This window comes from Streptomyces griseus (genome assembly GCF_001715295.1).
Classification (GTDB): Bacteria; Actinomycetota; Actinomycetes; order Streptomycetales; family Streptomycetaceae; genus Streptomyces; species Streptomyces griseus_G.
Genome location: NZ_MDKB01000002.1, coordinates 1,827,793 through 1,844,759, shown reverse-complemented (window position 1 = coordinate 1,844,759; position 16,967 = coordinate 1,827,793). Strand labels below are relative to the sequence as shown.

The 16,967-nt window shown below is 73.0% G+C and carries 16 protein-coding genes; 10 read left to right on the top strand and 6 right to left on the bottom strand.

Annotated elements, in window-relative coordinates; all coding sequences use genetic code 11:
* The first annotated feature begins 339 nt into the window (after positions 1 to 339).
* The gene (locus tag BA175_RS14830; protein WP_069172122.1) at positions 340 to 558 is read left to right on the top strand and encodes a hypothetical protein; all 219 of its coding nucleotides are present in this window, start codon (positions 340 to 342) and stop codon (positions 556 to 558) included.
* The gene (locus BA175_RS14825) at positions 555 to 1,436 is read left to right on the top strand and encodes a GNAT family N-acetyltransferase (protein ID WP_069171739.1); all 882 of its coding nucleotides are present in this window, start codon (positions 555 to 557) and stop codon (positions 1,434 to 1,436) included. Before BA175_RS14830 ends, BA175_RS14825 begins: the two co-directional genes overlap by 4 nt.
* 54 nt (positions 1,437 to 1,490) lie before the next feature.
* On the opposite strand, the gene BA175_RS14820 is transcribed toward BA175_RS14825, so the two are convergent.
* The 3 genes from BA175_RS14820 to BA175_RS14810 all read right to left on the bottom strand — a co-directional run bounded on the left by BA175_RS14820 (position 1,491) and on the right by BA175_RS14810 (position 4,555).
* Positions 1,491 to 1,904 (bottom strand): YunG family protein, encoded by a 414-nt coding sequence (locus tag BA175_RS14820; protein WP_069171738.1) that lies wholly within the window; start codon positions 1,902 to 1,904, stop codon positions 1,491 to 1,493.
* Positions 1,905 to 1,943: 39 nt separating this feature from the next.
* Entirely contained in the window at positions 1,944 to 3,650 is a 1,707-nt protein-coding gene (locus BA175_RS14815; RefSeq protein WP_069171737.1) for a SpoIIE family protein phosphatase, read from the bottom strand.
* Between the two features lie 167 nt (positions 3,651 to 3,817).
* A complete protein-coding gene (locus BA175_RS14810; RefSeq protein ID WP_069171736.1) occupies positions 3,818 to 4,555 on the bottom strand; it encodes an alpha/beta fold hydrolase in 738 nt (245 codons plus the stop codon).
* Between the two features lie 157 nt (positions 4,556 to 4,712).
* On the opposite strand from BA175_RS14810, the gene BA175_RS14805 reads away from it, so the two are divergent.
* The 5 genes from BA175_RS14805 to BA175_RS14785 all read left to right on the top strand — a co-directional run bounded on the left by BA175_RS14805 (position 4,713) and on the right by BA175_RS14785 (position 9,507).
* Positions 4,713 to 5,198: a peroxiredoxin gene (locus tag BA175_RS14805; protein ID WP_069171735.1), complete on the top strand. Its 486-nt coding sequence runs from the start codon at positions 4,713 to 4,715 to the stop codon at positions 5,196 to 5,198.
* A 107-nt stretch (positions 5,199 to 5,305) separates the two neighbouring features.
* Positions 5,306 to 5,827 (top strand): NfeD family protein, encoded by a 522-nt coding sequence (locus BA175_RS14800; protein ID WP_069171734.1) that lies wholly within the window; start codon positions 5,306 to 5,308, stop codon positions 5,825 to 5,827.
* Between the two features lie 88 nt (positions 5,828 to 5,915).
* Positions 5,916 to 7,385, top strand: a complete 1,470-nt coding sequence (locus BA175_RS14795; protein WP_069171733.1) for a flotillin family protein — start codon at positions 5,916 to 5,918, stop codon at positions 7,383 to 7,385.
* A gap of 260 nt (positions 7,386 to 7,645) precedes the next feature.
* A complete protein-coding gene (locus BA175_RS14790) occupies positions 7,646 to 8,116 on the top strand; it encodes a cation:proton antiporter regulatory subunit (RefSeq protein WP_069171732.1) in 471 nt (156 codons plus the stop codon).
* Between the two features lie 2 nt (positions 8,117 to 8,118).
* Positions 8,119 to 9,507, top strand: coding sequence for a cation:proton antiporter (locus BA175_RS14785; protein ID WP_254667870.1), 1,389 nt, complete (start codon positions 8,119 to 8,121; stop codon positions 9,505 to 9,507).
* A gap of 546 nt (positions 9,508 to 10,053) precedes the next feature.
* Here BA175_RS14785 and BA175_RS14775 read toward each other — a convergent pair.
* Both BA175_RS14775 and BA175_RS14770 read right to left on the bottom strand, forming a co-directional pair.
* Positions 10,054 to 11,079 (bottom strand): M56 family metallopeptidase, encoded by a 1,026-nt coding sequence (locus BA175_RS14775; RefSeq protein ID WP_069171730.1) that lies wholly within the window; start codon positions 11,077 to 11,079, stop codon positions 10,054 to 10,056.
* A gap of 14 nt (positions 11,080 to 11,093) precedes the next feature.
* Positions 11,094 to 11,534 carry a BlaI/MecI/CopY family transcriptional regulator gene (locus BA175_RS14770; protein ID WP_069171729.1) on the bottom strand — a complete coding sequence of 147 codons (441 nt, stop codon included), beginning with the start codon at positions 11,532 to 11,534 and terminating at the stop codon, positions 11,094 to 11,096.
* A 170-nt stretch (positions 11,535 to 11,704) separates the two neighbouring features.
* Between BA175_RS14770 and BA175_RS14765 the strand changes: the two genes are divergently transcribed.
* On the top strand, positions 11,705 to 12,160 hold the full coding sequence (locus tag BA175_RS14765) for a tellurite resistance TerB family protein (protein WP_069171728.1): 456 nt from the start codon (positions 11,705 to 11,707) through the stop codon (positions 12,158 to 12,160).
* Positions 12,161 to 12,594: 434 nt separating this feature from the next.
* Here BA175_RS14765 and BA175_RS14760 read toward each other — a convergent pair whose 3' ends face one another.
* Positions 12,595 to 13,662: a PucR family transcriptional regulator gene (locus BA175_RS14760; protein WP_069171727.1), complete on the bottom strand. Its 1,068-nt coding sequence runs from the start codon at positions 13,660 to 13,662 to the stop codon at positions 12,595 to 12,597.
* A 318-nt stretch (positions 13,663 to 13,980) separates the two neighbouring features.
* Here BA175_RS14760 and BA175_RS14755 point away from each other — a divergent pair, with 318 nt between their 5' ends.
* The gene (locus BA175_RS14755; RefSeq protein WP_069171726.1) at positions 13,981 to 14,616 is read left to right on the top strand and encodes a hypothetical protein; all 636 of its coding nucleotides are present in this window, start codon (positions 13,981 to 13,983) and stop codon (positions 14,614 to 14,616) included.
* Positions 14,617 to 14,746: 130 nt separating this feature from the next.
* Positions 14,747 to 16,960: a hypothetical protein gene (locus tag BA175_RS14750; RefSeq protein WP_079159549.1), complete on the top strand. Its 2,214-nt coding sequence runs from the start codon at positions 14,747 to 14,749 to the stop codon at positions 16,958 to 16,960.
* The last annotated feature ends 7 nt before the right edge of the window (positions 16,961 to 16,967 follow it).

The following is a 16,967-nucleotide window of genomic DNA, read 5'->3' as shown; positions in this document are numbered from 1 at the left end:
CCCGGCTGACCGGCCGGTCAGTTGTCGGGGGGCCCTCGAGCGGTCATACTGCACGGGTAGCCCTTCACGCATCCCCCGTCGTGAAGGGCTACTTCTATGCCGGCCCCAGCCCCGGAAGCCGCCGCCCCCGACCGGACCGGCGCGAGCGGCACGGAGCCCACCGGTGGGCCACCCGGCGCGTCACCGGCGGCCACCGGCCCCCGGCCTTCCGCCTCCGCCCGGCCGGCGGATCCGTCCATCGGGGCCGCCGCTCACCCGTACGGCCCCGATTGCGGTCCCGCCCCGCAGCCGGTTACGTGGACGAGGGGGCCGCGCATGTACGCACCAGGAGGCATGGAGATGCCCAGGACTCCGAAGAACTCCGCAGTCGGCCTGATCTCCGGTCCGGGCGGCGTAGCGGTCGCCGTCGTCCGTACCGTCAGGCAGATGCGCCGGGCCCGGGGCGCGCGGGGCAGGCCGAGCACCGCGAGGACCGTGGCCGGGCTCCTGCCTCTGGCCACCTCCGCTTTCGTCGTGCTGCGCCGGCTGCGTCGACGTCACGACCGGCACGGTCGTTGAACGGGTCGCATGCCGGGTACGAACGTCTCGGGCAGAACTTCGCGATCACGACCGCGAGCGCCCACGACATCACCGTGCTGGGGGACTGGGCCCACGCGGAGGGATGGAATCCGGGCCTCACCGACGGGCAGGCGTTCTTCGTCGCCGATCCGTGCGGCTTCCTCGTCGGCCGGCTCGACGGCGAGCCCATCAGCTCGGTCTCCGTGGTGCGGTACGGCGCCGGCTTCGGATTCCTGGGCTTCTACCTGACCCGGCCGGATCTGCGGGGCAGGGGGTACGGCCTGCGAACCTGGCAGGCGGGTATGGCCCGGCTTCACGGGCGCACCGTCGGCCTCGACGGCGTGCCCGCCCAGCAGGACAACTACCGCAGGTCCGGTTTCCGTGTCGCCTGGAGCAACGCCCGGTACGAGGGCGCCGTCCCCCGGGACATCGCGCCGCCTCCGGGCGTCGTCCTCACCGATGCCGGGGTCCTGCCGTTCGCCCTCCTCACCGCGTACGACCGGCGCTTCTTCCCCGAAGCCCGCGACAGCTTCCTCGCCTCCTGGATCACCGCACCCCGGCGCACCGCTCTCGCCGCCGTGCGTGACGGGAAGCCCGTGGGCCTCGCCGTGCTGCGCGAGTGCAGGGAGGCCTCGCGCATCGGACCGGTGCACGCCGACTCCCCCGGCGTGGCCGCCGCACTCGTCAGCGCGCTCGCCGCCACGGCACCGGAGCGAGCCGTCGCGATCGACGTCCCCGACATCAACCCGCAGGCCGTCCGCCTCGCGGAGCAGCTCGGACTGACACCCTCGTTCGACACGGCACGGATGTACACGGACGCCGTACCCGACATGGACCGGGCGGGCGTCTTCGGCATCACCAGCCTGGAACTCGGCTGAATCCGGGCCGGCCCCTTCCCGGGCGGCTCACGACGGCCCGGGCTCCCCGGGCGGTCAGGCAGACCGGGCCGTCCCGCCGGTCCGGGTCCGGCCGCGCAGCCGCTCCAGCACCCGGTCGCGCAGCAGCTCGTACTCCTCGCGGAGCCGTACGATCTGCGCCGGCCGCTCGATCACCACACCCGCGCAGACGACTTCGTGCGGGGCGAACTGCTCGCGTGTCAGGTCGATCTCGACACCCATGCCCAGCCGGTTCCACCAGTGGTAGTCGACGCGCTCCCCGTCGACGCGCACCTCGCCGCGGATCAGTTCGCCGCCCAGCAGGTCGTTGATCACGAGGGCGGTGACTCCGCACTGGTCACGGGCGGGGTTGCCGGGATTCCACCGCGGCCGGTGCTCGGGCGTGGTGGTGTCCGCGTCCCAACCGGTGCGGACGGCGGCTTCGATGTCGGCGAGGAGGAGAGGTTCCATGGTCGTGATGGTCCCAGCAGCCACTGACAACGGGCCCGTTCAGATCTTCTCCGCGTCCCTGATCCGTGAGGCCAGGACGGCGATGTCGTCCTCCGCGTCCCGCCCGAACCTGCCGATGACCTCCTCCAGCAGGTCGTCGAGCCGCCCGCTCGACGGCAGGGTGACGCTCGCGAGCCGTCCGACGGACACGTCGATGTCCTCGTTCCGGCGCTCCACCAGCCCGTCGGTGTACATCAGGAGCACCGTGCCCGGGCCGCACGGCACCGTCGTCGTCGTGTACGCGCCGAAGCCCATCCCGAGCGGCGGGCCGACCGGCAGTTCGGCGATCCGGGCGGCGGAGGCACCCGGATCGATGAACACGGGCGGCAGGTGGCCGGCGCTGGAGATGTGGCAGACCCCCCGGGAGCGGTCGACGACCGCGAGCAGGCAGGTCGCCGCCCGGTCGACCCCTGAGCGTTCGACCGCTCTGTCCAGCCGGTCCAGGATGAGGTGCGGCGGCTGGTCGTCCTCGGCCAGCAGACGCAGCAGCGAGCGGTAGTGGCTCATGGCGACGGCCGCCTCCACACCATGGCCCATGACGTCGCCCATCGCCTTCAGATGGCGCCCGCCCCGCAGCGGGATGACGTCGAACCAGTCGCCGCCCACCAGCGCGCCCTGGTCGGCCGGCAGGTAGCGGGTCACCACCTCGACGTGCGGCTGGGGCCCTCTCGGCTCGGCCAGCAGGGAGTTCTGGAGCTCGCGGGCGATCGTGTGCTCATGGGCGTAGTGGCGGGCGTGATCCAGGTCGACGGCTGCCCGTCCCGCCAGCTCCCGCGCGACGAGTACGTCCTCGTCGGTGAAGGGGGGCGACCCCTCGGCCCGGGCGAGGCTCAGGCAGCCCAGCGGACGGCCGCGCACGGTGAGCGGAACGATGACCGCCGCGTGCATACCGACGGCACGGGCCGCTTCGACGCGCTTCCTGGTGAGCTCCGAGCGGGTGAGCTGTTCCTCGCCGGCGAGGTCCTCGATCCGTGGCAGGTTCGCCTCCAGGCAACGCGGTACCGGCGCGTCCTCCTGGTAGTCGATGTACTCCCCGGGGCGACCGAACTGATCTGCGGCCGCCTGCAGTTCCGGGACCGCCACGAGCGCGGACCGCCTCAGCCGGAGGACACCGGGCGGCGCGTGGCGCACCGTGTGCCCGATGTCCGACGGGCACACTTCGACGGCGGCGACGTCGGCGAGCGCCGGCACGACGAATTCGGCGAGCTCCCGGCAGGTGGTGTCCATGTCGAGGGTCGTGCCGATGCTGACGGCCGCGGTGTCCAGCAACGCCAGGTGACGCCTGGCGCGCTCCAGCTGCTCCTGCTGGTGCTGGGCCTTGCTGATCTCGAGCACGAGTACGACGACGCCCCGGATCCGCCCGTTCTCCTCCAGGCGGTGGTACGCCCCGTGCCAGTACCGGCGTTCGAGCGCCGAGGGCGCCCAGGTCTGCCCGCTGGACACGGCCTCGCGCGGGCGGCCGTCCCTCAGCACGGCCCGGAGCACGTCCTCACGGGCGTCGACCTCCGGGAGTACCTCGCCGATGGGCCTGCCCAGGTGCTCACGGGCGGGAAGTCCGTCGAGCCGCTCGAGTGCGGGGTTGACGTAGAGGAAACGCAGCTCCGTGTCGAGCACCCCCACGCCTGCCGTCGTACCTCCCAGGAGGACGTCGAGCACGGCCGGGTCGAACGGCGGCGGGTCGGCCTCGGTGTCCTCTTCACCCTGCAAGGGAACCTCCCGGAACGGGTGGGCTCGGTCGGCGGAGGAAACCGCGTCCGGGGGGCGGCCCGGCCGCCCTCCGTCCCATGGTCAGCCGCCACCCCGCGCTCCGCATCTCCGCACCGCCCCCGGGACCCACGGCCGTCGCCGCCGTCCGTACTGGACCCGCCCGGCAGTCAGCGCGGGGCAGCGCCGCGCAGCGCGTTGCCGCCCGGTCCCCGGGGCAGGCTGTCCAAGGTCATCGTGCCGTCGGTCGGCAAGGCGTCGGCCGGCAGCCGCAGGGCCGCGTCGACGGCGTCCGGGAGCGCGCCGAGTCCCAGCAGGCCGCGGACGAGTGTGGTGGTCAGGTGGTGCCAGGCCGGGGCGCGGCGGAGCATCGCGTGGTCGCTGCCCGGGACGGTGACCAGGCAGGTACGGGCACCGGCGTGCCGGGCCCGGGCCGTGAGTGCCTGGGAGGCGTCGGGGCTCGTCACCCGGTCCCGCGTACTGTGCAGCAGCACGACGTCGCGTCCCGCGAGCTGCGTGACCGGATCCCCGGGCGGGCACCACGGGGCCAGGCCCACCACCGAGCGGACCAGCGGATGGCCGGCCGCCTGGAGAGCGGCGCGGGCCCCCATCGAGTGGCCCAGGAGGACCACCGGGACGGTGCCCGCCTCCTGCCGCAGGGCGTCCAGGGCGCGGACGGTGTCGTGCAGCGGGTCCCGGCGGGTCCCGTTCCACCCCCGGTGCGTGTAGCGGACGGCCCGCACCCGTATGCGGACGCCGGAGCCCCGGACGGCTCGGGCCACCGCGCGGGTGATCGGCACCATCCGCAGGCCCGGCAGGTTCAGGACGCCGGGCGGGGGCGGGGCGATCCCCGTCTCGTAGCCGCCGTGGAGGATCAGCACCGCCGCGGAAAGAGGTCGTCCGGTCACCTGTGCCTCCTCTGCGGGTCCGGACCGGGTCCGGTCCTCTCTGCGTGGTTCGGTGCCGAGCGGCGTACGGATGGGTCGGATGTGTCGATGCGTGGAAAGTGCCGTTCACTGTACGAGTCACGCGCCCTCGCGCGTACGGATTGAGGAGCAGCCCGATATGGCATCAGGACCCCGGCCCGGCAACCTGGCACCCGATTTCGTCCTTCCCGGCGGCGTCCTGGACGGCGACGCGTTCGAGCGGCGCGACTACGCGCTCTCCGCCGCGCGCGGCCGCAACGTCGTCCTCGCCTTCTACCCCGGTGACAACACGGCCGTCTGCACCAAGCAGCTCTGTTCCTACTCCTCGGGGCTCGACGTGTTCGAAGGGCTCGACGCCGAGGTCTGGGGAATCAGTCCACAGGGTGTGGACAGTCATGAGTCGTTCGCCCGCGCCCACGGTCTGCGCATGCCGCTCCTGGCCGACACGGGGCGGGAGACCGCCCGGGCGTACGGTGTCGCGGCGCCCGGCATCGGCGTGCGGCGCGCCGTCTTCGTGATCGGGCCGGACGGCGTGCTGCGGTGGAAGCACGTCGCGCTGCTGGGGGCGACGTTCCAGTCGTCCGACACGCTCGCGGAGAAGCTTTCCGGCATCAAGAGCGCGTGAAGACTGCCGGGTTCCGGCAGTACCACTCATGGGTCGCGTATGGGACCCTTCAGCCAGTTCGACGGAAACGTCTCGGGGGAGATCGAAGCACCAGGGGGAGTGATCACATGACCGTTCTTCTCGGTCTCGGCATGGCCGGCATCGCGCTTCTCACCTTCTCCCTGATCTTCGACGGACTCCTCGAAGGGCTCTTCGGCGACGCGCTGGGCGGCGTGCTGAACGGCTTCTTCGACGGCCTGCTCTCTCTGCCCGTCATCGCCGGTTTCCTCTCCATGCTCGGTTTCGGTGGCGCGATCGTCCTCGGCACGACCGGCGTGGGCACGCCTGCGGCCGTCGCGGCCGGGGCCGCCGCCGGAGTCGTCGCGGCCTGGCTGACCTGGAAGTTCAGCCGGGCCCTGATGCGGGATCAGACCACGGCGACACCGCGCGGGGAGGATCTCGTCGGCACCTCGGGGTCCGTCGTCACGCCCATCCCGGCCGACGGCTACGGCGAGGTCCTGCTGCGCCTCGCCGGCCAGACCGTGAAGTTCTCCGCGAAGAGCGCGGTGCCGGTGGAGCGGGGTGCGGAAGTCTGGGTGGAGGCCACCCTGTCGACCACCTCGGTCACGGTCCGCCCCGTCGAGCGCTGAGCGCCCACCGCCGATCCGCACGTCCGTCCGCAGTCCGCACAGTTCGAAACAACTGCCGCCCTTCCGGGAGGCAGGGGGGACACACCTCATGAGTCCAGTAGTGACCGCCGTCGTCGGCGTCGTCGTTCTCGTCGTTCTCCTGGCCCTCGCCGTGATCACCCGGTACAAGGTCGCGGGCCCCAGCCAGGCCTTCATCATCACGGGCCGCCGGGGCAAGAAGTCCACCGACCCGGTGACCGGGCGCACCAGCATCGACAACAGCGGCCAGAAGGTCGTCGTCGGCGGCGGCGTCTTCGTCGTGCCGTTCGTCCAGCAGAAGTTCACCCTGGACCTCTCCAGCCGGCACATCCCCGTGGCCGTCCGGGGGGCCGTCACCCTGCGCGGGGTGAAGTCCAACCTCGAAGGCGTCGCCATCGTCAAGGTCGGCGGCAGCGAGGACGCCATCCGCGCCGCCGCCCAGCGCTTCCTCCAGCAGCAGAACGGCATCGTCGGCTTCACCCAGGAAGTGCTGTCGGGCGCCCTGCGCGCCATCGTCGGCCGCATGTCGGTCGAGGACATCATCCGCGACCGCGCCGCGTTCGCCGGGCAGGTCGCCGAGGAGGCCGAGGCCAGCCTGTCCGGCCAGGGCCTGATCCTGGACGCCTTCCAGATCCAGGACATCACCACGGAGGGCTCCTACCTCGAGGACCTCGGACGGCCCGAGGCCGCCCGCGCCAAGCAGGAGGCCGACATCGCCGAGGCCATCGCCCGGCGCGCCTCGGAGCAGGCCCGGCTGAAGGCGGCCGAGGAGATAGCCGTCGCCGAGCGGACGTTCTACCTCAAGCAGGCCGAGATCAAGGCCGAGACGGAGGCCGCGGCCGCCAAGGCGAACGCCGCCGGCCCTCTCGCCGAAGCGGCCCGCCAGCAGGAGGTCCTCGCGGAGCAGGAGAAGGTCGCCCAGCGCCAGGCCGCCCTGACGGACCGCGAGCTCGACACCAAGGTCCGCAAGCCCGCCGACGCCGCCCGCTACCGGGCGGAACAGGAGGCCGAGGCCCGCCGTATCGCCCAGGTCAAGGAGGCCGAGGCGGACGCCGAGCGCTCCCGCCTCACCGGCCAGGGCGAGAAGCTGCACCGCTCGGCCCTCGCCGACGCCGTGCGCACAGAAGGTGAGGCCGAGGCCGCAGCCATCGCGGCGAAGGGCGCCGCCGAGGCCGAGGCCATGCAGAAGAAGGCCGACGCCTTCGCGCAGTACGGGGACGCCGCCGTCCTCCAGATGCTGGTCGAGGTGCTCCCGCACGTCGTCGCCAAGGCGTCCGAGCCGTTGAGCGCCATCGACAAGATGACGGTCATCTCCACGGACGGTGCCAGCCAGCTCTCCCGCACGGTCACCGACAACGTGGCCCAGGGCATGGAACTCCTGAGCTCCACCACGGGCGTCGACCTCGCCGCCCTGCTCCAGAACCTCCGGGGCAAGGCAGCCGGCACCTCCGCGCCGGAACCGGCGGCCGTACCCGCGGCGGGGTCGGGATCCGCGGCGGGGCACGGGTCCGCGCACGGCAAGATCGAGGTCACGGACTGACGCACCCCTGCGCTCCACCGGGGCCCGGCGGGACATCCTCACCTCCCGCCGGGCCCCGCTGCGTCGCGGGCGCCCGCCGGTGTGTGATTGCAGACAGGGCCTCCCTGCAGAAGCCGCAGGTACCGCAGGATCGGGCCGTCGGTCGCCTCCCTCCGACAGCGCGAGGCCCCCGGGGGCCGGAGGGGGCCGGTTAGGGTAATGGGGAGCTAAAGAGATCACCAAAACGCGCCGCACGTCGCCGCGCTCCTGGGGAGGAAACCATGGGGACCCACCGCACTTCGCTGCCGGGAGTCGGCGTCCAGTACGACTACACCACCGAGTCGGGACAGCACATCTCCGTCGTCGTGCACCACGACGGTCGCCGGTTCCTGGGGTTCTACGAGAAGGACGATCCTGATTCGTGCCGCCTCTCCGTACCCCTGACCCCGGCGGAGGCCACCGGGCTCGCCCACCTCATCGACGCCGCGCCGATCGACGCCGTGCGGACCGAGGGGATCGACCTCGTCACCGAGCACATTCCGCTCGGGGCCCGGTCCCCCTACGGCGGGCGGATGCTCGGGGACACCCGGGCACGTACCCGTACCGGGGCGTCCATCGTGGCCGTCCTGCGCACCCACAGCGCGCATCCGTCGCCGGGGCCGGACTTCCGGCTGGCCATCGGGGACACGCTCGTCGCCGTAGGCACGCGTGAGGGCGTCGACACGCTCTCCGAGATCATCGCGGAGGGCTGACCGTGCACGACACGACCGCACTGCTGGTGGAGCTTGGCTCCGTCATCCTGGGGCTCGGCATCATCGGACGCTTCGCCGGGCGGATAGGGCTCTCACCGATCCCCCTCTACCTGCTGGCGGGACTCGCCTTCGGGGAGGGCGGTCTCCTTCCGCTCGGCGCCAGTGAGGAGTTCACCGCCATCGGGGCGGAGATCGGCGTCATCCTCCTCCTGCTCCTGCTCGGACTCGAATACAGCGCCTCCGAACTCGTCACCAGCCTCAAGACGCAGTACCCGTCCGGGGCCGTGGACTTCGTCCTGAACGCCACCCCCGGCGCAGCCGCCGGACTGATGCTCGGGTGGGGCCCCGTGGGGGCGGTGGCACTGGCCGGGGTGACCTGGATCTCGTCGTCCGGCGTGATCGCGAAGGTGATGACGGACATGGGGCGGCTCGGCAACCGCGAAACGCCCGTCATCCTCGGTGTCCTCGTCATCGAGGACCTCGCGATGGCCGTCTACCTGCCGCTGCTCACCGCGATGCTGGCCGGGGTCGGCCTGGCCGGGGGCAGTATCGCCCTGCTGATCGCGCTCGGGACCGTCGGCTTCGTGCTGTACCTGGCGCTGCGGCACGGGCGCCTCATCAGCCGGGCGGTGTCGTCCGACAACCCGGAGATGCTGCTGCTCGTGGTCCTCGGGCTCACCGTCCTGGTGGCGGGTGTGGCGCAGCAGTTGCAGGTGTCCGCCGCGGTCGGCGCGTTCCTGGTGGGCATCGCCCTGTCCGGTGAGGTCGCGGAGGGCGCCCGCAAGCTGCTGACACCGTTGCGGGATCTGTTCGCCGCCGTCTTCTTCGTGTTCTTCGGGCTGTCCACCGACCCGGCGGAGATACCGCCGGTGCTGCTCCCCGCCGCGCTGCTGGCGATCGTCACCGTCTTCACCAAGATCGGCACCGGCTGGTACGCCTCCCGGCGGGCCGGGATCGGCCCGCGGGGGCGCTGGCGCGCGGGCGGCACGCTCGTCGCGCGGGGTGAGTTCTCGATCGTGATCGCCGGTCTGGCGGTGGCGACCGAGCCGCGGATCGGGCCGATCGCCACCGCGTACGTCCTGATCCTCGTCATCGCCGGGCCGCTCACGGCGCGGTGGACCGAACCGGTCGCGTCCCGGGTGCAGGCGCTGGTCGCGGGCAAGGGGAAGGGCACCGCCAAGGGCGCCGGTGCAGATCCGGCCGTGACCGTGGCAGCCGACGACGCGATGCCGTCACCCATCGACCCGATGCCGTCGCACGACGGGCTCACGCCGTCACCCATCGACCCGACGCCGTCCCACGACGGGCTCACGCCGTCACCCATCGACCCGACGCCGTCCCACGACGGGCTCACGCCCGAACCCGCGGGGCAGGACGGGAAGCGTCCCTGAGAGCCGGCCCGCGGTTCCCGGTGGGCCCCCGCGCGGTGCCGGACATGCTGCGGCGCACGGCGGAGGTCCGTCCGGACGCTGCGTGCGCGTGGAGGTTCCGGCAGACGCGGCAGGCGCCCTGGCCGACGCCGCCCGCCCGCCGCGGGATGCGGGATGCGGGATGCGGGATGCGGGATGCGGGATGCGGGACAGCCTTCAGGTACCGACCCCGTCGGGCCTGCCGTCAGGCCGGTCCGGTTCGGCTCCGGCCGCGCCGGACCGGTTCCCGGCCGGGCCTGCGTCCGCACGAGCGGGTGGATCTCCGGTGCGGTTCCTCGCCGCCCTCCTCGGTGGAGGCCGTCAGCGCGTCGCCCAGGGCCGTGCGCCGCCTGGGGGCGAGGCGTTCCACGAGCGCGGCGCCCTCCCTCCGGCGGCCTGCGGTGGTGTCGGCGACGCGGCAGCCGTTCGGCGTCGTCCGGAACACACGGGTGCGCCGGTTCCCTTCGCCGGGCCGGCAGGCTCATCCGTGGGCCGGGCCTGCCGGCCGGGATGCCGGGGCGCTCGGACTCAGAGCGGCGTGGCCGCGTGCAGGATGCGCACGAGCATCACCGTCGCGTTGAGCGACGACAGCGCGGACGCCGCGGTTCCCGCGGTCGCCAGCATGGCCGCGACCCCCAGGTGCGCCGAGGGCGGCGGCCACAGGCCGGTGGACGGCACGGGGCCGAGCAGCGCGGCGACCCTGCGCGGGACCTGACCGGCCGCGGCGAAGGCGGGCAGCGTGGCCCGTTCGGGGTCGGGCCCCGCCGGACGGTTCGAGAACAGGGCCGCCTTGCCGACCGCCGTGGCGACGGTCCGGCGGCTGCCGACCGCGTGCGCCGCCTCCTCGTCCGCCCAGCGTTCGGTGCTGTACGCCACGGCCGTACGGAGCGGCAGCAGGAACGGGTTGGCCCGGGCGGCGAGCTGGACCGCCAGCAGGTAGCGGTGGTGGCCGCCCGCCAGGTGCGCACGCTCATGGGCGACGAGCGCGCGGCGTTCGGAGCCGTCGAGGCACGTCAGCATGCCGGTGGACACCACGACCCGGCCGCCGTGGCCGCGCGTACGGGGCAGGGCGTAGGCGTACGGGTCGGGGGACGCGACCACCGCCACGTCCGGCGTCGCCCCGTCCGTGTCCCGGGACGACGTGGGCTCGCCCGGGAGTTCCGCGCGCAGCGTCGCCGTGTGCCCCGCGGACGGCGGCGGCAGGGCGCGGACCGCGCGGATCCTGGTCCGGGCGTGCCGGACCAGGGTCGCGCCGCAGGCGGCCACCACCGCTCCCAGGACGCCGATGGCGACCAGCCCCGCCTTCTCCTCGTACGGGACGGCGGCGCGCACCTCCGGGTCGGACCAGCCGTCGGGCAGCGGGTTGCCGGGGAGCTGGGCCGTGCCGACCACCATCAGCAAGGCCAGGCACAGGGTGCTGCACAGTGCCAGGGTCGTGCCGACGGCGGCCAGCAGCCTGGTGGCGCTCCTGGGGTGCAGGTGCTGTTCCGCGAGGCGGGCCATCGGCAGGGCGGTCAGCGGCAGCACGAGCGGGAGGTAGACGAAGACACCCATGGTGTGCCGCGCCCTCAGTCTTCCGTTGCGGGCTCACCGGCGTCGCCGGGCCCGGTGGCGCGGGCGAGGAGTGCGCGCAGCCGGGCCTCGTCGCCGGGCGAGAGCGCCGACACGAAGCGGGCGAGGACGGCCTCCCGGTCGCGTTCGCCGTCCAGGACGCGGCGCATCCGCAGGGCGGCGAGACCGGCCTCGTCGGAGGCGGGGGTCCAGACGTAGGAACGGCCCTGGCGGGTGCGGGTCACGGCGCTCTTCGCGTAGAGGCGGGAGAGGATCGTGATGACCGTGGTGTACGCGAGGTCACCGTCGAGGTGTTCCTGCACCCAGCCCGCCGTCGCGGGGCCGTCCGCCGACCGCAGCACCGTGAGGACCTGGGACTCCAGCTGGCCCTGGCCCCGCCTGGGCAGCCGCGGGCCGTGCGAGGTGTCGCGGCTGTCCGCGCCTGTGGGCCTGTCCATCGCCGCATCCTACTGAGTGCCCGGATTCCCGGCCCGGCGGGCGGCATACCTGCTAACTTCTACACGGCTGTAGAGTTCGACTGGTTCCCGCGCCGCGGGCACCACCCGCCGCGGCTGCGGGTACGCACGCGGCGCACGCACCACAAGGCAACGCAACGTATGGAGACGTCATGGCCCTTTGGGATCGGATCAAGGAATCCGCGTCGACGATGCAGACGCAGCTGGAGGCGAAGAAGAACGACCTGAAGAGCGGGGCGTTCCGGGACGCGAGCATGGCCATGTGCGCCCTGGTCGCTGCGGCCGACGGCTCCATCGACCCCTCCGAGCGGCAGCGTGTGGCCGCACTGATCGCGAGCAACGACGTCCTGCGGAACTTCCCCGCGGAGGACCTCCAGCGCCGGTTCAACGACTATGTGAACAAGCTGACCGCGGACTTCGCCTTCGGCAAGGTCAGCGTGCTCCAGGAGGTCGCCAAGGCGAGGAAGAAGCCCGCCGAGGCGCGTGCCGTCATCCAGATCGGCATCGTCATCGGCGGCGCCGACGGCGACTTCGACAAGTCGGAACAGGCTGTCGTGCGCGAGGCCTGCTACGCGCTCGACCTGCCGCCGCACGAGTTCGACCTCTAAGGGCTGTCCCGCGCACGCCGTCCGTCCGGCGGGCACGACGGCGTCCGGTGCCCGCGGTGGCGGGCAGGGGAGCGTGCCGGCACCGGACGTGCCGGAGGACACCGCCGACGCGGCGGGCGTGTGCCGGGCATCACCGGAACGCGCAGGCCGGGCGCCGGGCGGACGGGACCTCCGGAGCAGTCCCCGGTACGGCACCACCACCGGTACGACGGCGCCGCCCGTCGTACCCAACTCACCGCCGGATGACCGCGGACCGGCCCACCCCCGGTCCGCGCCCGGCAGGCCGGGAGCGCAACACCCCCCTTCGCGCTCCCGGCCACCCCCTCGTCCCACCCGGTCCCGCATACGCCCCCGCCGGGGCCGCGTTCCGGCAGCGGCGTCGTCCCCGTCGAGATCCCCCGGGGCGCGCGCACCAGCGGGCCGATCACGCGCGGTCAGAGCTCGTTCGCCGGCCAGTCCAGCAGCCGGGCGCCGATCACCGCCGTCTGCAGCGTGTAACGGTGCATCGGGTCGGCCGGGTCCGAGCCCGTCAGCTGGTGGATGCGCTCCAGCCGGTACGTCAGCGCGCGCACGCTCAGCGACAGCCGGCGGGCCGTCTCCGCAGCCACACAGCCGGCGTCGAAGTACACGGACAGCGTCCGCAGCAACGGCTCCGCGCCGCCCCGCGCTTGCTTGAGCGGGCCGAGTTCGCTGCGCACCAGGTCGGCCATGGCCTGCCGGTCCCGGGTCAGGACCGGATAGACCAGCAGGTCGGCGGCGTCCAGCACCGGATCGTCCAGCCCCATCCGCCGTGCGAGATCGAGGGCGTCGAGCGCCTCGTCGTACGAGTGGACGACCCCGCCGGGACCGTCGTGGGGGCGGCCGACCGCGACCTGGCCGCCGTCCGTCGCCGCGTGTGCCTGCTTCGCGAAGTACCGCAGGACGTCGGGCTGGCTCCCGGGTGCGATGCAGACGAGGCGCCCGTCCTTAGTCGTCAGCAGGATCTTCCGGCCGCCGAAGCGGGCGAGCAGGGCAGCCTCCACGCTGCGGGGGACGGCGTCGCTCTCGGTGTACGCCTCGGGGCCCGCCGCCACCGCGACGGCGTGGGCCCGCGAGAGCCGCAGCCCGAAGCGGGTGGCGCGCTCCGCGAGCCGGCCGAGGTCGCTGCGCCCGTAGAGCAGGTCGTCGATGAACTCCCGCCGCGCCGCCTCCTCGCGGCGCACGGTGAGCCGCTGCGCCCGCTCGAAGCCTTCGGCGAAGGCGTCGACCGCCTGTTCCACGGCGGCCAGCACGTTCTCGACGGTGCCCGCCCCGACGGCGGCGCCCGGCCAGCCGGTTCGCGTCGCCTTCAGATGAAGGCTCACCAGGGCGCGCAACTGGTGCCCGGCCTCGGCGGCCTCACGGCCCAGGGCGCGCCGGGTCTCCAGTTCGTCCCGGGTCAGCCTGCGGCCCGTCTCGGCGACCTCGGCCAGTACGCGGGCATGGTCCCCCAGGAATCTTTCGGGGATCTCGGGTTCCGCCACCACTCACTCCTGTCTGCCGACAACTGCGCCGTCGTTCCGCCGACCCCCCGGACCGCTGCCGGTGCCCGGCAGGACGACCCTGTGAAGTTTGCCGGATTCCGGCAGTGCGTGGGAGCGCCCCGGCTGACACCATCAGGGCAGCAACACACGGGGGAAACACGGGGGATACACGGGGGAACACGGGGGGAACGGGGGAGCAGAACCGGTTGTCGCGGGACCGTTCGCGGTCCTGCGGCGCCGGTGCCCCTCCCACGCCTCCGCCCCACCGCCGCCTCCGGGAGCCGTAAGCAGAGGCGCGATGGCGCAGGGGGTGGACCGATGAGCGAATTCCTTTCCGCGGCACTGACCTTTCCGGCCGTCCTCTTCGGTGCCGCCCTGGTCGTCGTCGTCTGCTTCTGGCTGCTGGTGCTGGCCGGCGTCACCGGCCCCGACTCCTTCGACACCGACCTCGACGCCGACTCTGCCGGTCTCGGCGGGGTCCCGGTCGCCGTGTCCGTGTCGCTGCTCGTCCTCGTCTCCTGGTTCACCAGCCTGACGGGGTCCGTCCTCGTGCTCCGCAGCGGTGTCACCGGTACCGCTCGGGCCGCGCTCCACGTCCTCGTACTGGCGGGGGCGCTACTGATCGCCCTGGGGGTCGTCCGCGTGGTCGTGCACCGCTTCCGCCGCTACTTTCCTGCGGAACCCCCGCCCTCACGTCAGGACTTCGTGGGCCAGGTCTGCACGGTCCGCACAGGCTCCGTCAGCTCCGACTTCGGGCAGGCGGAGGTCGTGGCGGCCGACGGCTCGACCGCGATCGTGCAGGTGCGGCAGCCGGGTCCACCGGATCCGGGCGAGGTGCTCGCGTCGGGCAGTACGGGACTCCTGTACGCCTACGACGCCGAGGGCGAGTTCTTCTGGATCGCGGCGTACGACGCGGCGCTCGCACCGAGACCCGTGCCACGCGAGGCCCGCTGACCGGCCGGGCCGCCGCCTCCCGCCTCACCGCCGTACCGCTTCCTTCCGGGCCCCGGGCCCGTGGTTCCGCGCGCCCTGACGCGGCGCGCCCCTTCCGGACTTCCGTCCCCTCCAGCCGCCAAGGACTGCCATGGATGCCATTTCCCTGGGCGTCGGCCTGCTCATCGCCGTCGTCCTGCTCATCACCCTCGCCCTGGTCCTCGTCGTCACCCGCCTGTTCCGCAAGGTGGAGCAGGGCAAGGCGCTGATCATCTCCAAGACGAAGAAGGTCGACGTCACCTTCACCGGTGCGGTCGTCCTGCCCGTGCTGCACAAGGCCGAGACCATGGACATCTCGGTGAAGACGATCGAGATCCGGCGCACCGGGCGCGAGGGGCTGATCTGCCAGGACAACATCCGCGCCGACATCCACATCACGTTCTTCGTACGGGTCAACAAGACGGTCGAGGACGTCATCAAGGTCGCCCAGGCCATCGGTACGGAGCGGGCGAGCGACAAGGCCGCGATCCAGGAATTCTTCGCCGCGAAGTTCTCCGAGGCCCTGAAGACGGTGGGCAAGCAGCTCGACTTCGTCGATCTCTACACCAAGCGGGAGGAGTTCCGGGACCGGATCATCCGGGTCATCGGGACCGATCTGAACGGCTATCACCTCGACGACGCCGCCATCGACTTCCTCGAGCAGACGCCGATGGCACAGCTCGACGGCGCCAACATCCTCGACGCGCAGGGCATCCGGAAGATCACCGAGCTGACGGCGATCGAGCACGTGCGGACCAACGAGTTCCAGCGCACCGAGCAGAAGGAGATCACCCGGCAGGACGTCGACGCCCGCGAGACCATCCTCGAACTGGAACGCCGGCAGGCCGAGGCCGAGATCAAGCAGCGCCGGGAGGTCGAGACCCTGCGGGCCCGCGAGGAGGCGGCCACCGCCCGGGTGCAGGAGGAGGAGCGGCTCGGCGCGCAGGGCGCGTTCATCCGTACGGAGGAGCAGCTCGGCATCCAGCGGGAGAACCAGGCCCGGGAGGTCGCCGTCGCACAGAAGAACCGCGAGCGGGTCATCGCCGTGGAGAACGAGCGCATCGAGAAGGACCGTCTGCTGGAGGTCATCGGCCGCGAGCGCGAGACCGAGCTCACCCGGATCGCCGCGACGAAGGAGGTCGAGGTGGAGCGCCGCGAGGTCGCCGACGTGATCCGGGAGCGGATCGCGGTGGACCGTACGGTCGCCGAGCAGGAGGAGTCGATCCTGACCCTGCGGGCCGTGGAGGAGTCGGAGCGCACCCGTAGGTCCGTCATCATCGCGGCCGAGGCCGAGGCGCAGGAGAAGCTGGTCAAGGACATCAAGGCGGCGGAGGCCGCGGAGGCCGCCGCGACGCACCGTGCTGCGGAGCAGCTGACCCTCGCGGACGCCCGTCTGAAGACCGCCGACCTGGACGCGCGGGCGAAGCTGCGGCTGGCGGAGGGCGTCCAGGCGGAGAGCGCGGCAGCGGGACTGGCGGAGGTCCGGGTCCGCGAGGCGGAGGCGGACGTCACGGAGAAGGCCGGCCGCGCCGAGGCGCAGGCCACGGAGGCGCGGCTCAAGGCCGAGGCGGAGGGTTCCCGGCTGAAGGCGCTGGCGGCCGCGGAGGGTACGCGCGCCCAGGCCACCGCCGACGCGGCCCTGATCGGCGAGAAGCTGAAGGCCGAGGCCGAGGGCCTCACGCAGAAGGCCGCGGCGATGGCGGCACTGGACGACGCGTCGCGCGGTCACGAGGAGTACCGGCTGCGGCTGGCCGCGGAGAAGGAGATCCGGCTGGCGGAGTTCGACGTCCAGCGGCAGGTCGCGGAAGCTCAGGCGACGGTGCTGGCCACGGGGCTGGAGCACGCGGACATCGACATCGTCGGCGGCGACTCGGTCTTCTTCGACCGCCTCGTCTCGTCGGTCTCGCTGGGGCGGAGCGTGGACGGGTTCGTGGACAACTCGCGGACCGCGCGGGCGCTGGCCGGTCCGTGGCTGGACGGGACCGGGTCGTTCACGGACGACCTGACCCGGGTCCTGGGTTCCGTCACCTCGGGGGACGTGCGGAACCTGACGGTCTCGGCGCTGCTGACGCAGTTGATGCGGTCGTCCTCCGGGACGGCGTCCGGGCAGGTCGGGCAACTGCTCGCGGCGGCGGAGAAGCTGGGGCTCGCCGGGATGACGGTGTCCTCGCTGACGGGCGGGACGGGCGGGACGGCCGCGGGCACGGCGTCGTCCGGGTCCCCGGCGGAGGCCTCGGGCCCGGGAACGGGCTCCGGCACGGGTACGGGGCCGGGTACGGCTTCCGGCTCGGGTGCGGCCGTACGGAACGGGGCGGTCGTCGGTTAGTGGGGGC